Below are 20,232 nucleotides of genomic sequence, written 5' to 3' on the forward strand. Positions count from 1 at the left end.
GCCACGACATCGCCAAGCAAGGTCCTGCGGACCTTCGCGCAGCCTCGCCGCAGGCTCGACAGCGGCTACACAATTCCCTGTAGCCGCTGCCGCAGGCTGCGAACGGCCCGAAGGGACGCCAGGACCGCAGGGCCGCTTAAGGCTCCGCGGGCAATCGTCAGGCAAGGGCCGGCGGCCGATAGAGGCAGTCGATCATTCGGTCGATCGTTGCGATTGGACAGCCTTGCAGCGCGCTCCTACTCTTCACTACGCCGCGTAGTCGCCCTGGCCTCAGCCCTCATGATTGTCCGCCCCAAGCCGAACCTGATCAGCATCCTCTTCGCCCTCAAGGGCTCGATCGCCAAGCGCATTGCCTTGCGCTGTGTGCTGATTACCCTGCTGGCGTCGGTCATCGTGCTGGTGGAAACCCTGCAGCCCACCTTTTTCTCCAAGGTCAACGCCACGCCCTTCACCCTGCTGGGGCTGTCGCTGTCGATCTTCATGAGCTTTCGCAACAACGCCTGCTACGACCGCTGGTGGGAAGGCCGCAAGCAGTTGGGCCAGTTGATCATCGAAGTGCGCTCGCTGATCCGTGAAAGCCTGGTCATCGACGGCCATCCCGAACGCGAGGGCCTGCTGCGCGATCTGTGCGGCTTCGCCCACAGCCTGATCGCTCGCCTGCGCCATGAAGACGAGGCCGCCGCCCTGCGCCCCTGGGCCCAAGCGGGTATCGACTCAAGGCATCCGAACCTCACCGACGCGCAGTTGCAACGCATCGGCCAGCGCTGCTCGCAATGGGCGCAACAGGGATTGATCAGCGAATGGCGCTACACCCAGCTGGAAACCCGGCTGGTCAGCCTGAGCCTGGTGCAAGCCGCCTGCGAGCGGATCCAGAACACCCCGCTGCCCTTCCCCTATACCCTGCTGCTGCACCGCACCATCTACCTGTTCTGCATCCTCCTGCCATTCGCCATGGCCGAGCCCCTGGGCTGGCTGACACCGATCTTCACCGCCATCGTCAGCTACACCTTCCTGGGCCTCGACGAGATCGGCAACGACCTCGAAGACCCCTTCGGCTACGACGACAACGACCTGCCCTGCAACGCTCTATTGCGCGGCCTGGAGCGTGAAGTCCTGGCGGCCCTGGGGCAGCGCGAGCTGCCGCCGCCACTGCAGCCGGTGGAATACGTGCTCAGCTGATTGCGGGTTTGACTCGGGCCGAGTCCTGACCGAAGCTTGCGCCTTGCAAAAGTCGCCAGCTTCCGGATTCCCCCATGTCCCTGCCCCGTCGCTACCTGCTGATCAGCCTGTCGCTCGTCATTGCCCTGGCCCTGGCCTGGAACTTCCTGCGCAGCAGCCCGCCGGTGATCCCCGAGGCCATCAAGCACGGCTATGGCCCGGCCCTGGAAAAAGCCCGCAACGGCCAGCCCGGCGCGGCACGGGTGCTGTACCAGCAACTGGCGCGCCCCGACCTCAGCGACGCGCAGCGCATCCGTCTGCTGGCGGTGCTGCCCAACTACCCCAGCCCGCAAGCCCTGAAACTGGCCGACGCCGATCTGCACCACGCCTCGCCGGCTGTGCGCAAAGCGGCGATCGACAGCGTGCTGGGCCTGGTGCCCAGCGGCCAGCGCAGCCTGCTGCTGGGGCCGCTGCTCGACGATCACGAACAAAGCGTGCGCTTTGCCGCGGTGGACGCTCTGCTGGGCCTGTCGCCGGATGATCAGGGCCTGTACTTCGGTCCGTTGCAGCAGGTGATCGACGAATACACCCAGGTGCTCAAGACCCAGGGCGAGAATGTCGAAGCCCAGTACCAGCTGGCGCGCCTGTACCTGCACAACGCCGATCTGCCCAAGGCTCAGCAGACCCTGGAACAGGCCCTGCGCCTGGCGCCGGACAACCTGCAGGCGGTGGTGCTGCAGATCGAGGTGCTGGACAAGCAAGGCCAGAGCGACGCCGCCCGCCAGTTGCTGGCCAAGCAACTGCAGGCCCAGCAGGACTCGGCCTACCTGCAGCACGCCCTGGGCCTCTGGCTGCTGCACCACGGCCAGGGCGAATTCGCCCTGCTGGGCCTGTCCCGGGCGGTGGAGCTGGAGCCCAACAACGCCGCCTATCGCTACGACCTGGCCACCACCCTGCACGGCCAGCAGGAACTGGAGGCAGCGCAGAAGCAACTGGAGGAAATCGTCCAGCGCCAGCCCTACAACCGCAAGGCGCGGGTGCTGCTGATCAACTACTGGAAAGAAAGCGGCCAGTTGCAGAACGTCCAGGTGCTGCTGGCCCAGCTGGAGCAGCAGAACCCCGACGACCCGGCCCTGCAACAAGGCCTGTAACCCCCTCCCTGCCGTGGTCTTGCCGGCAAATCGCCGCGTCTGCTGCGTGGCTTTGCCGGCCAGGCTTTCGCCGCCTGTGGCAGCGGCAGTACCCCCGCTCGGCCAGCGCCCGGAGGCGCGCACTACCGCTCATCGGCGACAAAAGGTTGAACCGTGCCAATGGCCGGCGGTCAAGTGATTTATCGGCGAGATCAAGGCGCTCGACGCCATCGCCCATCACCTGAACCCATTGTGCGAGGGCATTGTTTGTCGACATCAACTGCGTTGCTCAGCGAAAAAGCCGCCACCGGCATCGAAGGCCTGGATGACATCCTCAACGGCGGATTGTCCCGCGGCCATGTGTTTCTCCTGGAAGGCCAACCCGGCACCGGCAAGACCACCATGGCCTTGCATTTTCTGCGCGCCGGCGCCGAAGCCGGCGAGCGCTGCCTGTACATCACCCTCTCGGAAACCGAACGCGAATTGCGCCAGGGCGCAGCCTCCCACGGCTGGCAGCTCGACGAGCAGATCCACATCTTCGAGCTGATCCCGCCGGAAAGCCTGCTCAATGCCGAGCACCAGCAAAGCCTGCTGTACGCCTCGGACCTGGAGCTGGGGGAAGCCACGCGCCAGATCTTCGAGGTGGTGGAACGGGTCAAGCCGACCCGGGTGGTGCTCGACAGCCTCTCGGAAATCCGCCTGCTGGCCCAGAGCTCATTGCGCTACCGGCGGCAGATCCTGGCGATCAAGCACTACTTCGTGCGCTACGACGCCACCGTGCTGTTGCTGGACGACCTGACCACCGAAGCCCTGGACAAGACCGTGCACAGCGTGGCCCATGGGGTGGTCCGCCTGGAGGAACTGACCCCCAGCTACGGCGCGGAACGGCGGCGCATCCGAGTGGTGAAATACCGCGGCCAGAAGTACCGCGGCGGCTTCCACGACTTCACCATCATGGGCGACGGCGTGCATGTGTTCCCGCGCCTGGTGGCCGCCGAACACCGCGGTCGCTACCAGCGCCGGACCCTGTCCAGCGGCATCGATGAAATGGACGCACTGTTGGGAGGCGGCATCGAAACCGGCTCCAGCACCCTGATCCTCGGTCCGGCCGGCACCGGCAAATCGCTGATCGCGCTGATCTTCGCCGCCGCGGCGGTGGCCCGGGGGGAAAAGGCCGCGCTGTTCATCTTCGACGAAGAACTGGGGCTGCTGTTGGAGCGCATGCGCAAGATGGGCATCGACCTGCAAGCCCTGCAGGCCGGTGGCGACCTGGTGATCGAGCAGGTGGACGCCGCCGAGCTGTCGCCGGGCGAACTGTCGCACCGGGTCCGGCGCTGCGTCGATCAGCAACGGATCAAGACCGTGGTAATCGACAGCATCAACGGCTATCAGGCGGCCATGCCCGAGGAAAACGCCCTGGTGCTGCACATGCACGAACTGCTGCTGTACCTCAACCGCCAGGGCGCGGCGACCTTCATGACCGTGGCCCAGCACGGCCTGGTGGGCGACATGCAGACCCCGGTGGAGATCACCTACCTGGCCGATACCGTGGTCCTGCTGCGCTACTTCGAGGCCCTGGGCCAGGTGCGCCGGGCCATCTCCATCATCAAGAAACGCACCGGCCGCCACGAATCGACCATCCGCGAATACCGCATCAGTGGCCGCGGCCTGACCATCGGCGCCCCGCTGGAAGCCTTCCAGGGCGTGTTGCGCGGCGTGCCCAGCTACCAGGGCGAAAGCAAACCGCTGCTGCAGGATGAGGGCACATGAGCCGGCCCTCGGCATTTTCCGAACGCGCCCTGGTGCTGACGCCCTACGGCCGCGACAGCCAGCTGGCGCAGATGATGCTCAATGAAGCCGGTTTCAGCAGCCTGATCACCCCGCACCTGGCGGCGCTGTGCGACGAGCTGGAACAGGGCGCCGGGCTGGCGATCATCGCCGCCGAAGCCTTGCGCGGGGCCGATCTGCAGCCCTTGTTGCGTTATCTGGAGCAGCAACCGGCCTGGTCCGACCTGCCCATCGTGCTGCTGACCCAGCACGGTGGCCCGGAGCAGAACCCGGCCTCGCGCTTTGGCGCGCCCCTGGGCAACGTCAGCTTTCTCGAACGGCCCTTCCATCCGGCGACCCTGATCAGCCTGGTCAGCGCCGCCCTGCGCGGACGCCGCCGGCAATACGAAGCCCGGGACCGGCTGATCGACCTGAGCCAGAGCGAACTGCGCCTGCAACGCACCCTGGAAACCCTGGAGCAGCAGGTGCAAGAACGCACCGCGCAACTGCGGCACAACGAGGAGGCCCTGCGCCAGTCACAAAAGATGGAAGCCGTGGGCCAGCTCACCGGCGGCATCGCCCATGACTTCAACAACATGCTCACCGGCATCATCGGCAGCCTGGAGCTGCTGCGCCGGCGCCTGGCCCGGGGCCGGACCGAGGACCTGGACAGCCTGATCGACCTCGGGGTGACTTCGGCCAACCGCGCGGCCGGCCTGACCCATCGCCTGTTGGCCTTTTCCCGGCGCCAGTCGCTGGATTCCAAGCCGGTGGAGATGAACGCCCTGGTGACGTCCATGGGCGAACTGCTGCACCGCAGCCTGAGCGAAAGCATCCAGCTGGAGATGCGCCTGGACCCGCAGTTGTGGGTGGCCGAGGCCGATCCCAATCAGCTGGAAAGCGCCCTGCTCAACCTGGTGCTCAATGCCCGCGACGCCATGCCCAACGGCGGCCGGCTGCTGGTGGAAACCCTCAACCAGCGCCTGGACGCGGACTTTACCCAGGCCCACGACAACCTGGCGCCCGGCGAATATGTGCTGCTGCGGGTCAGCGACAATGGCTGCGGCATGCCCGAGGCCATCATCAACCGGGTGTTCGACCCCTTCTTCACCACCAAGCCCATCGGCCAGGGCACCGGGCTCGGGCTGTCGATGATCTATGGCTTCAGCAAGCAGTCCGGTGGCCACGTCACCCTCGACAGCACCCTGGGACGCGGCACCGAGGTCAGCCTGTACCTGCCGCGCCTGCGCGGTGACCTGAAGCAGGATGAACCGCCCCAGGCGCAACAATCGGGGGCCGCGCAACAGGGCGAAACCGTGCTGATCGTCGAGGATGATCCGGCGGTGCGCGTGCTGGTCAGCGCGGTGCTTGGCGAACTGGGCTACGCCTACCTGGAAGCCGGCGACGCCCGCAGCGCCATGCCGATTCTCGATTCGGCGCAGCGTATCGACCTGTTGATCAGCGACGTGGGCTTGCCGGGCATGAACGGCCGGCAACTGGCGGAGATCGGGCGGCAGATCCGCCCGCAATTGAAAGTGCTGTTCATCACCGGCTACGCCGAGCACGCCGCCGCCCGTGGCGGCTTCCTCGACCCCGGCATGCAACTGATCACCAAGCCCTTCACCTTCGACCTGCTGACCGCCAAGGTGCGGGAAATGATCCGCGACTGAGGCCCGACTCAGGCCAGCAGTTGCTGGATCTGTTCCTGCAGGCTGCTGAGGTCGAAAGGCTTGGCCAGGATCGGCGCCTTGCGGGTGATGGGGCTGGCGCACTCAAGGATTTCGTTGGGGTAGCCGCTGATGAAAATCACCTTGAGGTCCGGGCGCAGCTTCACCGCAGGCTCAGCGATCATCACCCCGGTGATCCCGCCGGGCAGCCGGTAATCGGTGATCATCACGTCCAGGTGCGGCTTGCTGGCGAGAATCTCGAACGCCTGCTCGCCATTCTCGGCCTGCAACACCCGGTAGCCCAGGCCCGACAGGTAGTCGGCCAGAAGCATCAGGATCACCGGTTCATCTTCGACGATCAGTACGACGTCTTGTGCATCTTCACTCATGGAAAACCTTTGCTGGGTCAATTGCTGCTGTTACGACCATTGGGTCACGCAGAGGTTGCGTGCGCATTACGCTTTTAGTCATTCGCCGGTCCCACGGTCATCGACAAGGGCAGGCTCACGCGAAACAGCGCGCCCTCGCCGATCCGACTGTCGACACTGATGGTGCCGCCGTGGGCAGTGACGATCTGTTCGGAAATAAACAGCCCAAGCCCGAGGCCCGCCGCCACGTGGCTGGCGCTGACCCGCTCGAACTGCTGAAAAATGCGTTTCTGGTTCTCTTCGCTGATGCCGATGCCATGGTCCCGCACCTCGACCCGGGCCTCGCCGCCCTCGGCATAGACCCTCACCTCGATCGGGCTCTTGGCCCCGTAACGCAGGGCATTGGTCAGCAGGTTGGAAATCACCTGCTCGATGCGGAACTCATCCCACTGGCCTTCCAGGGGTTGCTCGGCCTGCAGCGTCAGGGACGACTGCGCGGCCTCCACCTGGGGCGCGAAATTCTCCACCAGCCCGCGCACCAGCTGCGCCAGGTCGAAGCGCGACGGGCGGATCGACAGCTTGCCGGTGCGGATCCGCGAAATGTCCAGCATGTCCTCGATCAGGCGGATCAGGCTTTTGATCTGCCGCTCATCGCGGTCGACCATGGCGTGCATCTTGTCCAGGCTGAAGGCGGCGGCGTTCTCCCGGGCCAGGTGCATCTTGCGCAGCTGGGTTTCCAGGATCAGGCCATTGAGGGGCGTGCGCACCTCGTGGGCGACGATGGACATGAAGTCATCGCGCATGCGCACCGCCTGCTCCAGCTCGTTCTGGGTGGCCTGGAGCTGGTTGAGCAGCGCCTGTTGCTCGCGCCGGCTCTGCTCCAGGGCCTCGACCTGCTGCTTCATGGCCTTGCTCTGGCGGTACAGATCGACGAACACATTGACCTTGCTCTTGACCGCATGGATGTCCAGGGGCTTGTACAGAAAGTCCACCGCCCCGCTCTCGTACCCCTTGAAGGCGTAGTTGAGTTCACGCCCGGCGGCGCTGACGAAAACGATGGGAATGTTCTTGGTCTTCTCGGTGCCGCGCATCAGTTCGGCCAGCTCGAAGCCGTTCATGCCGGGCATCTGCACATCGAGGATGGCCATGGCGAATTCGTGCTGGAGCAGCAGCGACAAGGCTTCGTCGGCCGACAGTGCCTTGTACACCGTGCGGTCCTCGCGCTTGATCAGCGCTTCCAGGGCCAGCAGGTTCTCCGGCAGATCGTCGACGATCAGCAGCTTGGCTTGAATAGTACTTAACATGCGATTCGTTCCAGCTCGGCGAGCAGACGGCTGATGCCGCGCAAAGGGAGGATGTAGTCCGGTTGCTGCAGGGCCAGGGCCGCTTCCGGCATGGTGGAGACACGGGCTTCGCCGGGGTCCTGGACAATGGTCAGGCCGCCCTGGCGCTTGACTTCGAGCAGGCCTTGGGCGCCGTCCTGATTGGCCCCGGTCAGCAGTACCGCCGCGAGGCGCTCGCCGTAGGCATCGGCGGCGGACTCGAACAGGTAATCGATGGCCGGCCGCGAGTGATGCAGGCGCTCCTCCTGGCTCAGGGACAAGGTACGGTCCTGTTCCACCGACAGGTGATAACCGGGGGCGGCGAAGTACAGGGTGCCCGGAACGATCGACTCCTTGTCGTCGGCCTCCTTCACCGTCAGCGCCAGGCGCCGGTCGAAGACCTCGGCCAATTGGCTACGACGCTCGTCGGGCAGGTGCAGGACCACGATCAGCGGCAGGCTGAAACCGGCGCGCAACTCATTGAACAGGCTCAGCAAGGCCTCGACGCCCCCGGCGGAGGCGCCCACCACAATGGCCTCGACCCGAGGCCGCTGCGGCGGCGCGACAGGTTCCTGGCTCATGTCTTGCGGTAGATCCGTTCTTGTTTGACCAAGGGTTCGAAATGCTTGCCATAGGCGGAAAATTCCAGGGTTTCCTTGCTGCCCAGCACCAGGAAGCCTCGGTGGCAGAGCGACTCATGGAACAGCCCAAAGGCTCGATCCTGCAATTTTTTATTGAAATAAATCAATACGTTACGACACGAAATTAACTGAGTTTCGGAGAAGACGCTGTCGGTCGCCAGGCTGTGATCGGCAAAGGTCACGTTCTCGCGCAGGGTCTTGTCGAAGATCGCGTAGTCGTAGGCGGCGGTGTAGTAGTCGGCAAACGAGCGCTGGCCGCCGGCCTGCTGGTAGTTGTGGGTGTAGGCCCGCACGTTCTCCAGGGAGAAGATGCCCTGCTTGGCCTTTTCCAGGGAGCTGGGGTTGATGTCGGTGGCGTAGATGATGGTGCGTTCCAGCAGCCCCTCTTCGCGCAGCAGGATGGCCATGGAGTAGACCTCCTCGCCCGTGCTGCAGCCGGCGATCCAGATCTTGATCGACGGATAGGTCTTGAGCAGCGGCACCACCTCCTGGCGGATCGCCAGGAAGTGCGAAGGATCGCGAAACATCTCGCTCACCGGAATGGTCAGGAACTGCAGCAGTTGCATGAACGCGGTCGGGTCGTGCAGCACCCTTTCCTGCAACGCGGAAATGGTCTTGCATTCGAACTGACGCAGGGCATGGTTGACCCGGCGCTTGATCGAAGCGCCGGAATAGTCGCGGAAGTCGTAGCTGTATTTGAGGTAGATCGCTTCGATCAGCAAACGCAGTTCGATCTCGGTATTACGCTCCACTAAATTCTTTCCATTTTCGGTAGCCACACGCGGATAAGGGAAAACAGCCGGTCAAGGTCGATGGGCTTGGCCAGGTAGTCGTTGGAACCGGCCTGCAGGCAGCGCTCCTGATCGTCCTTCATGGCCTTGGCGGTCACGGCGATGATCGGCAGCTTGCGCCAGCGCGGGTCCTTGCGGATCTGCACCGTGGCTTCGAACCCGTCCATCTCCGGCATCATCACGTCCATCAGCACCAGGTCGATATCCTCCACTTCATTGAGGCGGGCAATGGCTTCATGGCCATTGCGCCCGATCACCACCACCGCGCCCTTGTGTTCCAGGGCGCTGGTCAGGGCAAAGATGTTGCGCACATCGTCATCCACCAGAAGAATCTTGCGCCCCTCGAACACCTTGTCGCGGCTGCGGGCGGTCTTGAGCATCTTCTGCCGCTCATGGGACAACTGGGATTCGACTTTGTGCAGAAAAAGCGTCACTTCATCCAGCAGGCGCTCCGGCGAGCGCGCGCCCTTGATGATGATCGAGCGCGAATACTTGCGCAGCTCGGCCTCTTCGTCCCGGGTCAGGTTGCGCCCGGTGTAGACGATCACCGGCGGGAAGGAGCAGATGTCCTCGGTGGACATGCGCTTGAGCAGGTCGTTGCCGAGCATGTCCGGCAGCTTGAGGTCGATGATCATGCAGTCGTAGACGTTCTCGCGCAGCAGGTCCAGAGCATCCTGGGCCAGGCCGACGGCGGTGATCTCGATGTCGTCGTCGCCGATCAGGCGGGCGATGCTGTCGCGCTGCAGGTCGTCGTCCTCCACCAGCAGCACGCGCTTGACCTTCTGCGTCAGCTTGGCTTCCAGGCGGGCGAACACGTCCTTGAGCTCCTCGCGGGTGGTGGGTTTCACCGCGTAGCCCACGGCGCCCATGTGCATGGCCGCTTCCACCCGGTCTTCGACGGAAATCACGTGCACCGGGATGTGCCGGGTCTGGGGGTGCTCCTTGAGCCGCTGCAGCACCGTGAGCCCGGAATGGTCGGGCAGGCGCATGTCCAGCAGGATCGCATCGGGGACGAACTGCTCCGCCAGGCTGAAGCCTTCGTCGGCGCCATGGGCCACCAGGCAGTGATACCCCAGCTCGTGGGCCAGATCGAAGAGGATGTGCGCAAAGTTCGCCTCATCTTCCACCACCAGGATGCAGCGACCGCTGAACGGCGCCTTGTCCCGGTCATCGGCGAACCGCGGGATCTCGACAGCCGCTGCCTCGGCCGACGTCGGCGCCACGCTCGGCGGCTGCGCCGCTGCTGCCGGCAACAACGCCGGCTGGGCCACGATCAACGGCTGCGCCGCTTCGCTGTAGTGCTGCGGCAGCACCAGGGTGAAGATACTGCCGCGCCCCGGCTCGCTGCTGACGCTGATCGAGCCGCCGAGCAGGGTCGCCAGATCGCGCGAGATCGACAGCCCCAGGCCGGTGCCGCCATAACGCCGGTTGGTGGTGCCATCGGCCTGGCGGAAAGCCTCGAAGATGCTTTCTTGCTGGTCCGCGGCGATACCGATCCCCGAATCCTCCACGGCGAAGGCAATGCCGGCCCCCGGCTGGGCAGAAACGCTCAGGCTGACCTGGCCCTTTTCGGTGAACTTGACCGCGTTGGACAGCAGGTTCTTGAGAATCTGCTCGACCCGCTGGCGGTCGGTGAACAGCATCTGCGGCACCCCAGGCTGCAGTTGCACCTTGAATTCCAGGCCCTTGTCCGCGGTCAACGGCTGGAACAGGTTGCGCAAGCCATCCACCAGGCGCGGCACGCTGGCGTTTTCCGGACGCACTTCCAGCTTGCCGGCCTCGACCTTGGAAATGTCGAGGATGTCGTTGATCAGGTTCAGCAGGTCATTGCCGGCGGAGTAGATCGATTCGGCGAACTTGACCTGTTCGGCAGTGAGGTTCTCCTGGGGGTTTTCCGCCAGCAGCTTGGCCAGGATCAACGAGCTGTTGAGGGGCGTGCGCAACTCGTGGGACATGTTGGCGAGGAATTCGGACTTGTACCGGCTGGAACGCTGCAACTCCTCGGCGCGCTCTTCGAGCTGGGTCTGCGCCTCGTTCAACTCGTTGTTCTTGCGGTCCATGGCGTCGCGCTGCTCGGCGAGGATCTGCGCCTGTTCGGCCAGGCGTTCGTTGGTCTGCTCCAGCTCCACCTGCTGGGTTTCCAGGTGCACCTGGGACTCCTTGAGAATCCGCGACTGCTCCTCCAGCTCTTCGTTGGCGGTCTTCAACTCTTCCTGCTGCACCTGCAGCTCTTCGTTGAGCTGCTGGGTTTCGGCCAGCACTTCCTGCAGGCGCTGGCGATAGCGCGCGGCCTCGATGGAGGTGCCGATATTGCCGGCAATCAGCTCCAGCAACTCGACGTCGCGCTCGCTCAAGGCCCGCAGGAAGCCCAGCTCGATCACCCCGTTGACCCGATCGTCATCCCGGGTCGGCACCACCAGCGCGCTGTACGGCGCGCCTTCACCAAGGCCCGAGCTGACCTTGAAATAATCGGCCGGCACATTGTCCAGGCGGATCAGGCGCTTGTGCTGCGCGGCCTGCCCCACCAGGCCTTCATCGCCATACAGCGACTGTTCCTGCTGCTCCTGCTCGCGGGAGAAGCCATACGATGCCACGCGCTTGAGGCCGCCGTGGTCTTCGCGCACATACAGCGCCGCCACCGGCGTCCCCAGGTACTGGGCACAGAACTGCAGGATGTTGCGCCCCAGCAGGTTCAGGCTCAGTTGCCCGAGCATCTGTTCGGCCAGTTCAGTCTGGCCGTTGCGCAGCCAGGCTTGCTGCTCCAGGCGGCGCGCGCTCTGGTCCTGGGCCTCAAGGTTGTCGCTGTAGCTCTTTGACAGCGCCAGCAGGTCGCGGCGGCCGATGTAGGCCAGCAGGCCACTGATGCCCACCACGAACAGCAGGTACAGAATCACACTGAAAATGGTCGTGCGGCTGACGTTTTCATTGCGTTCCAGGCGCAACTGCTGCTCCATGGCCACCGCGTCGTCGTACTCCTTGCGGATTTCGTCGGTCAGGCGCTTGCCGCGGCCGGCCTGGACCGCGCCACGGTAGTCGCCGTCCTGCCGACGCAGCTCGATCATGCCCTGGGCGAAGTTGTTCCACTCGGTCTGCAGGGCTTCCAGGCGCTTGAGCCGGTCCACCTGCTGCGGGTTGTCCTTCACCAGCTCCTGAAGGCTGCGCAGCTCGCTGACGATGCGCGGCTTGGCCACTTCGTAGGGGTCGAGAAAGTGCTCATCGCCGGTGATCAGGAAACCGCGCATGCCGGTTTCCAGGTCGATGGTCAGGCGCGCCGCCTCGTTGAGGTTGTTGATCACCCGATCCGTGTGCTGCACCCACTGGATTACCGAGAGCAGGTAGGTGATCAGGGACACGAAAAAAACCGCGCTGAGCACGCCCACACCCAGGGGCAGGCTGATATTGCGGGTCAGCAGCTGGCGAAAACTCTGTTCATCAATCGAAGTCGGACGAATCATTTGATGGACCTGGACGCTGGTAAAAAAAACGAAGTTTGCCCCACATTCGGCCATTACAGCTATTTTTTATAACCTGTGGGTTCACCACTGCAATTGAAGCTGCGCTGGGACAAAGGAAGCGGTTATTCTTGCCGACGCTTGTACAAACGCATTTTTTTGTACAGCTTCGGGAACTTGTGGCCAGCTGCCACTTACTGATGCACAAGGCCGCCTGTCACGCCGCCCCGTCGAATTCATTTCTTGAGAGTGCCCCTATGCCCGCCAGCGCTTCCACCATCCTAGTCGTCGAAGACGATGCCATCGTGCGCATGTTGATTGTCGATGTTCTCGAAGAGCTCGAATTCAGCGTCCTGGAAGCCGATGGCAGCGACGCCGCGCTGCAGCTGCTGGAAGATGCCGGGCAAGGCATCGACCTGCTGATGACCGATGTCGGCCTGCCCGGCATGAACGGCCGCGAACTGGCCGAGCGAGCCCGGCGACTGCGCCCGCAATTGCCGGTGCTGTTCGCCAGCGGTTATGCCGAATCCATCGACGTGCCGGCCGGCATGGCGGTGATCGGCAAGCCCTTTTCCATCGATCAACTGCGGGACAAGGTGCGCAGCATCCTCGGCTGATCCGGTGGCGGCCGGCTGTGGTTTAATGGCGACCTTTTTTTGCCCCCGCCTGCCAGGAATGCCCGCTCATGAGTCCCACCGCCGCAACCAAAGTCCTGATCATTGGTTACGTCTGGCCCGAACCCCGCTCCTCCGCCGCCGGCGGGCACATGATGCAGATCCTCCAGAGCTTTCTCGATCAGGGTTGGGAGCTGACCTTCAGCAGCCCGGCCAACGAGGGCGAGCACAAGGAGGATCTGGCGGCCCTGGGCATCCGCGAGTGCCCGATCGAACTCAACAACAGCAGTTTTGACCGCTTCGTCGCCGAGCTGGCGCCGGATATCGTGCTGTTCGACCAGTTCATGATGGAAGAGCAGTTCGGCTGGCGCGTCGAGCAGCACTGCCCCAATGCCCTGCGGGTCCTGGAAACCTCGGACCTGCAATGCCTGCGCCACGCCCGCCACCAGCGCCTCAAGGATCACCTCAAGGCCGGCGCCGACGAGGATGACTTCAGCGCCCTGTTCAGCCGGGCGCCGGCGGAAGAATTCCGCCACATGGCCGACACCGACCTGGCCAAGCGCGAGATCGCCGCCATCTACCGCTGCGACCTGAGCCTGATGATCTCCGAAGTGGAGATCGAGCTGCTGGTGCAGCAGTTCCGCCTGCCCCCGGCCTTGCTGCACTGGTGCCCGCTGATGCTGGAGCGGTTGCCGGAGGAGTTCCCGCCCTTCGAACAGCGGGCGCATTTCCTCAGCATCGGCAATTTTCGCCACGCGCCGAACTGGGACGCCGTGCTGTGGATGAAGAATCGCGTGTGGCCGCTGATCCGCCAGCAACTGCCCGGCGCGCAGTTGCACCTGTACGGCGCCTATACCCCACCCAAGGCCGCGGCGCTGCACAACCCGGCCCAGGGCTTTCACATCATGAACTGGGCCGAAGACGCGCTGCAGGTGATGAGCGCGGCGCGGATCTGCCTGGCGCCCCTGCGCTTCGGCGCGGGGATCAAGGGCAAGCTGCTGGACGCCATGCTCTGCGGCACGCCGAGCGTGACCACCCCGGTGGGCAGCGAATCCATGTCCCAGGACGACCTGCCGTGGCCGGGGGCGGTGGCCGAGTCCGCCAGCGCCCTGGCGGCGGCCGCGGTGCGCCTGTATCAGGATCAGGCCTTGTGGAACCAGGCCCAGGCCGATGGCGCCCGCCTGCTGCAAGCCCGCTACCGCCAGCAGGTCCACGGCCCGGCGCTGATCCAGCGCCTGCAGCACTGCCGTCAGCACCTGGAACACCTGCGCCGCGACAACTTCACCGGCGCCATGCTGCGCCACCACCATCACAAGAGCACCCAATACATGGCGCAGTGGATCGAGGCGAAGAACCGCCCCGCCTCCTGACCCCGCGCCCTTCACCCGAGAGCCGGCCAGCCGGCGCCTACAAAAAACCGTGGCCTGCCCGCTGCGGGAGCTGGCTGGCCAGCGAAGGCGCCAGCAAGTTCAGCACAAACCTTGCGCCCCTCCCCGCCGTACAGCCGACTCACGCGGGGACGGGCACTCACCTCATCCATAGAAGTAAACGAATCTCGTTCAGCTTGCGTTCAGCAGATGGCAATGATCTTCATTTAGCAATGAGTATCATTATGTTACAAATTGATTCCCTAGCCATTGCCCCGCCGGTGCTGAATGCTCGTTCCATTTCTGATCATGCTGCGCGAAGGGATTGAAGCCGCGCTTATCGTTGGCATCATCGCCAGTTACCTGCAACAGACCGGCCGCGGCCAGTGGATGCCCGCGGTGTGGATCGGAGTGTTTCTCGCCGCGGCCCTGGCCCTGCTGGTGGGTGGCGGTCTGGAATTGATGAGCGCCGAATTCCCGCAGAAGCAGCAGGAACTCTTCGAAGGCATCGTCGGCCTGGTGGCCGTGGGCATCCTCAGTTCCATGGTGTTCTGGATGCGCAAGGTGGCCCGTTCCATCAAGCACTCCCTGCAGGTGTCGCTGGACCAGGCCCTGGCCGGTTCCCGGCATCAGGTCATGGCCCTGATCGCCATGGTGTTCTTCGCCGTGGCCCGCGAAGGCCTGGAAACCGTGTTCTTCCTGCTGGCGGTGTTCCAGCAGAGCGAAGGCCCCGGCGCGCCCATTGGCGCCCTGCTCGGCCTGAGCGTGGCCATCATCGTCGGCTTCCTGATCTACAGCGGCAGCATGCGCCTGAACCTCGGGCTGTTCTTCCGCTGGACCGGGCTGTTCATCCTGCTGGTGGCCGCCGGCATCCTCGCCAACTCGGTGCAGGCCCTGCACGAAGCCGGGATCTGGAACCACTGGCAGAGCGTGCTCTTCGACTTCAGCGCCAGCCTGCCCATGGACGGCCCTTTGGGCTCGGTGCTGGCCGGCATGTTCGGCTATCAGGACGCGCCTACCGTCAGCACCCTCGGCGCCTATGGGCTGTACCTGGCGGTGACCCTGGTGCTGTTCTTCCTGCCCGCCGGCGCCCCGGCTAAGACGCCGGCCCCGACCTCTTCCGTTTCCAGTCAGTAAGGCTCCCCCATGACCCAGCAAGCCTCTCCCCAGGCCTCGCCGCCCCGCGCCTTGCGCTGGGCGGTGGCCGGCTCGGTGATCGTGATGATCGCCGCCGGCGGGCTGTTCTATTACGCCTCGCAACTGGCCGCCGACAAGCGCCAGGCGCACCAGGGCGAAATCATCGTGACCATCCACCCCAAGAGCTGTGAGCCCAATGCGCTGACGGTTCCGGCCGGGCACGCCAGCTTTCGCATCGTCAACCGCTCCGATCGCGCCGTGGAATGGGAAATCCTCGACGGCGTGCTGGTGGTCGAGGAGCGCGAGAACATCGCCCCGGGCCTGAGCCAGGTGATCAACGCCAACCTGCAACCGGGTGACTACGCCATGACCTGCGGGCTGTTGAGCAACCCCCGCGGCACCCTGCATGTGACGGCCACCGCCGAGTCCGAGGCCCAGGCCAAGGCCGGTCCCTCGCTGGTGGCCTTTATCGGTCCGCTATCGGAGTTCCGGGTCTACCTGAGCCTTTCCGCCAGCGCCCTGGTCAAGGCGGTGAACGCCTTGCAGCAAGCCATCGACGCCGGCGACCTGAAGCAGGCCCAGGCCCTGTACCTGCCGGCCCGCGCCGCCTATCAGCGTCTGGCGCCGGCGGCCCAGCGCCTGGCCGAGCTGGACAACGCCATCAACGCCCGCGCCGACTACTTCGAGCAGCGCGAGCAGGACCCGGGCTTTCGCGGCTTCCACCGCCTGGAATACGGCCTGTTCGAGCAACGCGACCTGGCCGGCCTGGCCCCGGTGGCGCAAGGCTTGTCCAGCGATGTGGCGCGCCTCAAGGAACAGCTGCTGGCCCAGACCCTGGCGCCGCAGCAACTGGTGGACCTGGTGGCGCGCAACCTGCGCAGTCTGGCCGAGCGGCGAGCCGGCAGCGGTGAAGAGGAACGCTACAGCCACAGCGACCTCAACGGCTTTGCCGCCAACCTGGAAACCACGCGCAAGGTCATCGACCTGCTGCGCCCCCTGCTGAGCAAATCCGCCGCCCCCTTGCTGACCCAGGTGGACGCCGCCACCCAGGCCCTGGCCAGCCGCCTCGACAACCTGCGCCAAGGCTTCGGCTACGTGGCCTACGACCAAGTCAGCGCTGCACAACGCCAAGAGATCGCCGACAAGGCCAAGGCCCTGGCCGACGCCCTCGACGCCATCGACCCCGCACTCGGCCTTTCCGGCCTGTAACCAGACGAGCCCTCCATGAACGATTCAGATCAAGCCAACCCTTCCTTCAGCGCCCAACGCCGGCGCGTACTGCTGGGCATGGGCGCCGCCGGCGTGGCCCTGGCCGGCAGCAGCCTGAGCTGTCCGGCCATGGCCGCCGCGCAGGCCCAGGTCACCGAAGCCCCGAGCAGCGACCGGACCCTGGATCGCCACGATTTTCACGGCCGGCACCAGAGCGGCATCGTCACCCCGCGCCCGGCGGCGGGCATGCTGGTGTCCTTCGATGTCCTGGCCCGCGACCGTGACGACCTGGAGCGGCTGTTCCGTACCCTCAACCAGCGCATTGCCTTTCTCATGAGTGGCGGCCCGGTGACCCAGGTCGACCCGAAGCTGCCGCCGCTGGACTCCGGCATCCTCGGCCCGGTGGTGACCCCGGACAACCTGACCATCACCGTGTCGGTGGGCGCCTCGCTGTTCGACGAGCGCTTCGGCCTGGCGGCGGCCAAGCCCAAGCGCCTGATCCGCATGGTGGGGTTTCCCAACGACGCCCTGGAACCGGCCTGCTGCCATGGCGACCTGAGCCTGCAGTTCTGCGCCAACACCGCCGACACCAACATCCACGCCCTGCGCGACATCGTGAAGAACCTGCCGGACCTGCTGCTGGTGCGCTGGAAACAGGAAGGCAGCGTACCGCCCCAGGCCCCGGCCAAGCCCGGCGAGCCGGCGCAGAGCGCGCGCAACTTCCTGGGCTTTCGCGATGGTTCGGCCAACCCCGACTCCAATGACCAGCAGGCCATGCAGCAGATCGTCTGGGTCCAGCCCGGCAGCGACGAACCGGCCTGGGCGGCCCATGGCAGCTACCAGGCGGTGCGGATCATCCGCAACTTCGTCGAGCGCTGGGACCGCACCCCGCTGCAAGAGCAGGAAAGCATCATCGGCCGGGTCAAGACCACGGGCGCGCCCATGGATGGCCAGAAGGAAAGCCAGGTGCCCGACTACAGCAAGGACCCCCACGGCAAGCTGACCAAGCTCGACGCGCACATCCGCCTGGCCAACCCGCGCACCGCGCAGACCCGGCAGAACCTGATCCTGCGTCGGCCATTCAACTACTCCAACGGGGTCAACAAGAACGGCCAGCTGGACATGGGCCTGCTGTTCATCTGCTACCAGGCCGACCTGGAAAAAGGCTTTATCGCGGTACAGACCCGCCTCAACGGCGAACCCCTGGAGGAGTACCTCAAGCCCACCGGCGGCGGTTACTTCTTCACCTTGCCGGGGGTCACCGGCGCAGAGGATTTCATCGGCCGCTCGCTGCTCGATGCTACCCGAGCGACAACCACGGCCTGACACCCCCAACACAACCACCCCCACGGAAACGTCCCATGAAAAAGTCGCCTATCGCTGTGTTGCTGACCCTCGGCCTGCTCCACGCCCCATTGTCGGCGTTCGCCGCCACCGCGCCCCTGGAGCTGGTGGGGCCGATCTCCGACTACAAGATCTACGTCACCGAACAGCTCGATGAGCTGGCCAGCCATACCCAGCAGTTCACCGCCGCGGTGAAACAGGGCGACCTGGCCAGCGCCAAAAAGCTCTACGCGCCGACCCGGGTCTACTACGAGTCGATCGAACCGATCGCCGAGCTCTTCAGTGACTTGGACGCGTCCATCGACTCGCGGGTCGACGATCACGAACAAGGCGTCAAGGCCGCAGACTTCACCGGCTTCCACCGCCTGGAATACTCGCTGTTCTCGGAAAACAGCACAGAAGGCCTGGGCGAGCTGGCCGAGCGCCTGAACAAAGACGTCAAGGACCTGCAGACCCGCGTCGCCGGCCTGACCTTCCCGCCGGAAAAAGTCGTCGGCGGCGCCGCCGCGTTGCTGGAAGAAGTGGCCGCGACCAAGATCTCCGGCGAGGAAGACCGCTACAGCCACACCGACCTCTACGACTTCCAGGGCAACATCGACGGCGCGAAGAAGATCGTCGACCTGTTCCGCGGCCAGATCGCCAAGCAGGACCAGGCCTTTGTCGCCAAGGTGGACAAGAACTTCGCCACGGTGAACACCATCCTGGCCAAGTACAAAACCGCCGACGGCGGCTTCATGACCTACGACAAGGTCAAGGACAGCGACCGCAAGGCCCTGGTGGGCCCGGTCAACACCCTGGCCGAAGACCTCTCGACCCTGCGCGGCAAACTGGGCCTGAACTGAACCCGACGCCCACGCCGCCACCTGTAGGAGCTGGCTTGCCAGCGAAAGCGTTCTTGAGCTCAACCCGCCTCAAGGCACTCTTCGTCAGCCAGCCAGCGCCAGCGGCAGCATCACCGATGCAGATAAGACTGGGCTGTGACGCGTTATCCCGATAACGTTCACGGCCCATCGCTTTCATGGACGACCCTGCATGTCTCGCCCCTTGGCTGCCCGTGCGCCGCTGACTGCCACACCCTTCTCATTGCTGCCGCTGATGGCCGCCTACATGGCCTGCACCATGTCGATGATGGCCTTCGTCTCGCTGATCGGCCCGATCTCTCGGGCGCTGGGCCTGGAGACCTGGCATGCCGGCGCCGCGGTGACCGTATCCGGAGTGATCTGGATGCTCCTGGCGCGCCCCTGGGGCCAGGCCAGCGACCGCTTCGGCCGGCGCCGGGTCCTGCTGCTGGGCACCGCGGGCTTCACCCTCGCCTACTGGGCGCTGTGCCTGTTCATCGACCTGTCGCTGCACAGCCTGCCCAGCGTCGCCATGGCCTTTCTCGGCCTGATGCTCGGACGCGGCCTGATCGGTGCCTTTTATGCGGCGATTCCGGTGGGCGGCTTCGCCCTGATCGCCGACAACATCGAACCCGAGCATCGCGCCCGGGCCATGGCCACCCTCGGCGCGGCTAACGCCGTGGGCCTGGTGATCGGCCCGGCGATCGCCGCGCTGCTGGCCCGCTACAGCCTGAGCCTGCCGTTCTACGCCATGGCCGTGTTGCCATTGCTGGCGTTCCTGGTGCTGCGCTACAAGCTGCCGCGCCAGGAACTGCACCTCAAGCATGCCCCCAGCCCGGTCCGCTTGAATGACCCGCGGCTGCTGCGACCGATGACGGTGGCCTTTGTCGCCATGCTCTGCGTGTCCATCGCCCAGATCACCGTGAGTTTCTACGCCCTGGATCGCCTGCACATGAACCCAGCCGAGGCGGCGCAGACCGCCGGGGTGGCCCTGGCCATGGTCGGCGTGGCGTTGATCGGCGCCCAGCTGGTGGTGCGCAAGCTGGAATGGCCGCCATTGCGCATGATCCGCTACGGCGCCCTGCTCTCGGCCTTGGGCTATGCCGGCAGCATGCTGGTGGACAGCGCCTGGGGCCTGTGGCTGGCGTTCTTTGTCTCGGCGGCGGGCATGGGCGGGGTGTTTCCGTCGTTCTCGGCCCTGGCGGCGAATGCCGTGCAAGCCTCGGAACAGGGCGCGGCCGCCGGCAGCATCGGCGCCGCCCAGGGCCTGGGCGTGGTCATCGGGCCCATGGCCGCCAGCCTGATCTACGCCATCGAACCGCGCCTGCCCTACCTGCTGGCGGCGGTGCTGCTGGTGCTGATCGCCATCTGGCCACACCCGCGCTCCCTGTAGCCGCTGCCGCAGGCTGCGAACGGCTCCGCAGGA

16 protein-coding genes are annotated in these 20,232 nt (G+C 65.1%); 11 read left to right on the forward strand and 5 right to left on the reverse strand.

Annotated features, from left to right (window positions below; genetic code table 11):
• Positions 1–279: 279 nt before the first annotated feature.
• The 4 genes from GGI48_RS00420 to GGI48_RS00435 all read left to right on the forward strand — a co-directional run bounded on the left by GGI48_RS00420 (position 280) and on the right by GGI48_RS00435 (position 5,725).
• On the forward strand, positions 280–1,179 hold the full coding sequence (locus GGI48_RS00420) for a bestrophin family protein (RefSeq protein ID WP_047304704.1): 900 nt from the start codon (positions 280–282) through the stop codon (positions 1,177–1,179).
• A gap of 74 nt (positions 1,180–1,253) precedes the next feature.
• Positions 1,254–2,309, forward strand: coding sequence for a tetratricopeptide repeat protein (locus GGI48_RS00425; RefSeq protein WP_103740233.1), 1,056 nt, complete (start codon positions 1,254–1,256; stop codon positions 2,307–2,309).
• 246 nt (positions 2,310–2,555) lie between these two features.
• Positions 2,556–4,058, forward strand: coding sequence for an ATPase domain-containing protein (locus GGI48_RS00430; RefSeq protein ID WP_047304706.1), 1,503 nt, complete (start codon positions 2,556–2,558; stop codon positions 4,056–4,058).
• Entirely contained in the window at positions 4,055–5,725 is a 1,671-nt protein-coding gene (locus GGI48_RS00435) for an ATP-binding protein (protein ID WP_047304707.1), read from the forward strand. Before GGI48_RS00430 ends, GGI48_RS00435 begins: the two co-directional genes overlap by 4 nt.
• 8 nt (positions 5,726–5,733) lie before the next feature.
• Here the strand turns inward: GGI48_RS00435 and GGI48_RS00440 are convergent, their stop codons facing one another.
• The 5 genes from GGI48_RS00440 to GGI48_RS00460 all read right to left on the reverse strand — a co-directional run bounded on the left by GGI48_RS00440 (position 5,734) and on the right by GGI48_RS00460 (position 12,299).
• Positions 5,734–6,111, reverse strand: coding sequence for a response regulator (locus GGI48_RS00440; protein WP_016964140.1), 378 nt, complete (start codon positions 6,109–6,111; stop codon positions 5,734–5,736).
• A 74-nt stretch (positions 6,112–6,185) separates the two neighbouring features.
• Positions 6,186–7,394 (reverse strand): hybrid sensor histidine kinase/response regulator, encoded by a 1,209-nt coding sequence (locus GGI48_RS00445; protein WP_016964141.1) that lies wholly within the window; start codon positions 7,392–7,394, stop codon positions 6,186–6,188.
• Positions 7,388–7,993, reverse strand: coding sequence for a chemotaxis protein CheB (locus GGI48_RS00450; RefSeq protein WP_016964142.1), 606 nt, complete (start codon positions 7,991–7,993; stop codon positions 7,388–7,390). The genes GGI48_RS00445 and GGI48_RS00450 overlap by 7 nt, the downstream gene beginning before the upstream one ends.
• On the reverse strand, positions 7,990–8,805 hold the full coding sequence (locus GGI48_RS00455; RefSeq protein WP_016964143.1) for a CheR family methyltransferase: 816 nt from the start codon (positions 8,803–8,805) through the stop codon (positions 7,990–7,992). Before GGI48_RS00455 ends, GGI48_RS00450 begins: the two co-directional genes overlap by 4 nt.
• A complete protein-coding gene (locus tag GGI48_RS00460; RefSeq protein WP_179596238.1) occupies positions 8,805–12,299 on the reverse strand; it encodes a response regulator in 3,495 nt (1,164 codons plus the stop codon). The genes GGI48_RS00455 and GGI48_RS00460 overlap by 1 nt, the downstream gene beginning before the upstream one ends.
• Before the next feature lie 254 nt (positions 12,300–12,553).
• Between GGI48_RS00460 and GGI48_RS00465 the strand changes: the two genes are divergently transcribed.
• The 7 genes from GGI48_RS00465 (at position 12,554) to GGI48_RS00495 (ending at position 20,199) form a co-directional block, all read left to right on the forward strand.
• On the forward strand, positions 12,554–12,913 hold the full coding sequence (locus tag GGI48_RS00465; RefSeq protein WP_179596240.1) for a response regulator: 360 nt from the start codon (positions 12,554–12,556) through the stop codon (positions 12,911–12,913).
• Between the two features lie 68 nt (positions 12,914–12,981).
• Complete coding sequence (locus GGI48_RS00470; protein ID WP_179596242.1) at positions 12,982–14,280, forward strand: glycosyltransferase; 1,299 nt, start codon at positions 12,982–12,984, stop codon at positions 14,278–14,280.
• A gap of 285 nt (positions 14,281–14,565) precedes the next feature.
• Positions 14,566–15,414, forward strand: a complete 849-nt coding sequence (gene efeU, locus GGI48_RS00475) for an iron uptake transporter permease EfeU (protein ID WP_179596245.1) — start codon at positions 14,566–14,568, stop codon at positions 15,412–15,414.
• Between the two features lie 9 nt (positions 15,415–15,423).
• Entirely contained in the window at positions 15,424–16,623 is a 1,200-nt protein-coding gene (gene efeO, locus GGI48_RS00480) for an iron uptake system protein EfeO (protein WP_179596247.1), read from the forward strand.
• Between the two features lie 15 nt (positions 16,624–16,638).
• Entirely contained in the window at positions 16,639–17,949 is a 1,311-nt protein-coding gene (efeB, locus tag GGI48_RS00485; protein WP_047304714.1) for an iron uptake transporter deferrochelatase/peroxidase subunit, read from the forward strand.
• A 35-nt stretch (positions 17,950–17,984) separates the two neighbouring features.
• A complete protein-coding gene (gene efeO / locus GGI48_RS00490; protein ID WP_179596249.1) occupies positions 17,985–18,809 on the forward strand; it encodes an iron uptake system protein EfeO in 825 nt (274 codons plus the stop codon).
• Between the two features lie 190 nt (positions 18,810–18,999).
• Positions 19,000–20,199, forward strand: coding sequence for an MFS transporter (locus GGI48_RS00495; RefSeq protein ID WP_179596251.1), 1,200 nt, complete (start codon positions 19,000–19,002; stop codon positions 20,197–20,199).
• Positions 20,200–20,232 lie beyond the last annotated feature (33 nt).

It is taken from the genome of Pseudomonas protegens (assembly GCF_013407925.2).
GTDB classification, from domain to species: Bacteria; Pseudomonadota; Gammaproteobacteria; order Pseudomonadales; family Pseudomonadaceae; genus Aquipseudomonas; species Aquipseudomonas fluorescens_AP.

Coding starts and splice junctions, on each gene's coding strand:
- GGI48_RS00420 (WP_047304704.1), top strand. CDS start 280: ATGATTGTCCGCCCCAAGCCGAACCTGATCAGCATCCTCTTCGCCCTC.
- GGI48_RS00425 (WP_103740233.1), top strand. CDS start 1,254: ATGTCCCTGCCCCGTCGCTACCTGCTGATCAGCCTGTCGCTCGTCATT.
- GGI48_RS00435 (WP_047304707.1), top strand. CDS start 4,055: ATGAGCCGGCCCTCGGCATTTTCCGAACGCGCCCTGGTGCTGACGCCC.
- GGI48_RS00440 (WP_016964140.1), bottom strand. CDS start 6,111: ATGAGTGAAGATGCACAAGACGTCGTACTGATCGTCGAAGATGAACCG.
- GGI48_RS00445 (WP_016964141.1), bottom strand. CDS start 7,394: ATGTTAAGTACTATTCAAGCCAAGCTGCTGATCGTCGACGATCTGCCG.
- GGI48_RS00450 (WP_016964142.1), bottom strand. CDS start 7,993: ATGAGCCAGGAACCTGTCGCGCCGCCGCAGCGGCCTCGGGTCGAGGCC.
- GGI48_RS00460 (WP_179596238.1), bottom strand. CDS start 12,299: ATGATTCGTCCGACTTCGATTGATGAACAGAGTTTTCGCCAGCTGCTG.
- GGI48_RS00465 (WP_179596240.1), top strand. CDS start 12,554: ATGCCCGCCAGCGCTTCCACCATCCTAGTCGTCGAAGACGATGCCATC.
- GGI48_RS00470 (WP_179596242.1), top strand. CDS start 12,982: ATGAGTCCCACCGCCGCAACCAAAGTCCTGATCATTGGTTACGTCTGG.
- efeU (WP_179596245.1), top strand. CDS start 14,566: ATGCTCGTTCCATTTCTGATCATGCTGCGCGAAGGGATTGAAGCCGCG.
- efeO (WP_179596247.1), top strand. CDS start 15,424: ATGACCCAGCAAGCCTCTCCCCAGGCCTCGCCGCCCCGCGCCTTGCGC.
- efeB (WP_047304714.1), top strand. CDS start 16,639: ATGAACGATTCAGATCAAGCCAACCCTTCCTTCAGCGCCCAACGCCGG.
- efeO (WP_179596249.1), top strand. CDS start 17,985: ATGAAAAAGTCGCCTATCGCTGTGTTGCTGACCCTCGGCCTGCTCCAC.
- GGI48_RS00495 (WP_179596251.1), top strand. CDS start 19,000: ATGTCTCGCCCCTTGGCTGCCCGTGCGCCGCTGACTGCCACACCCTTC.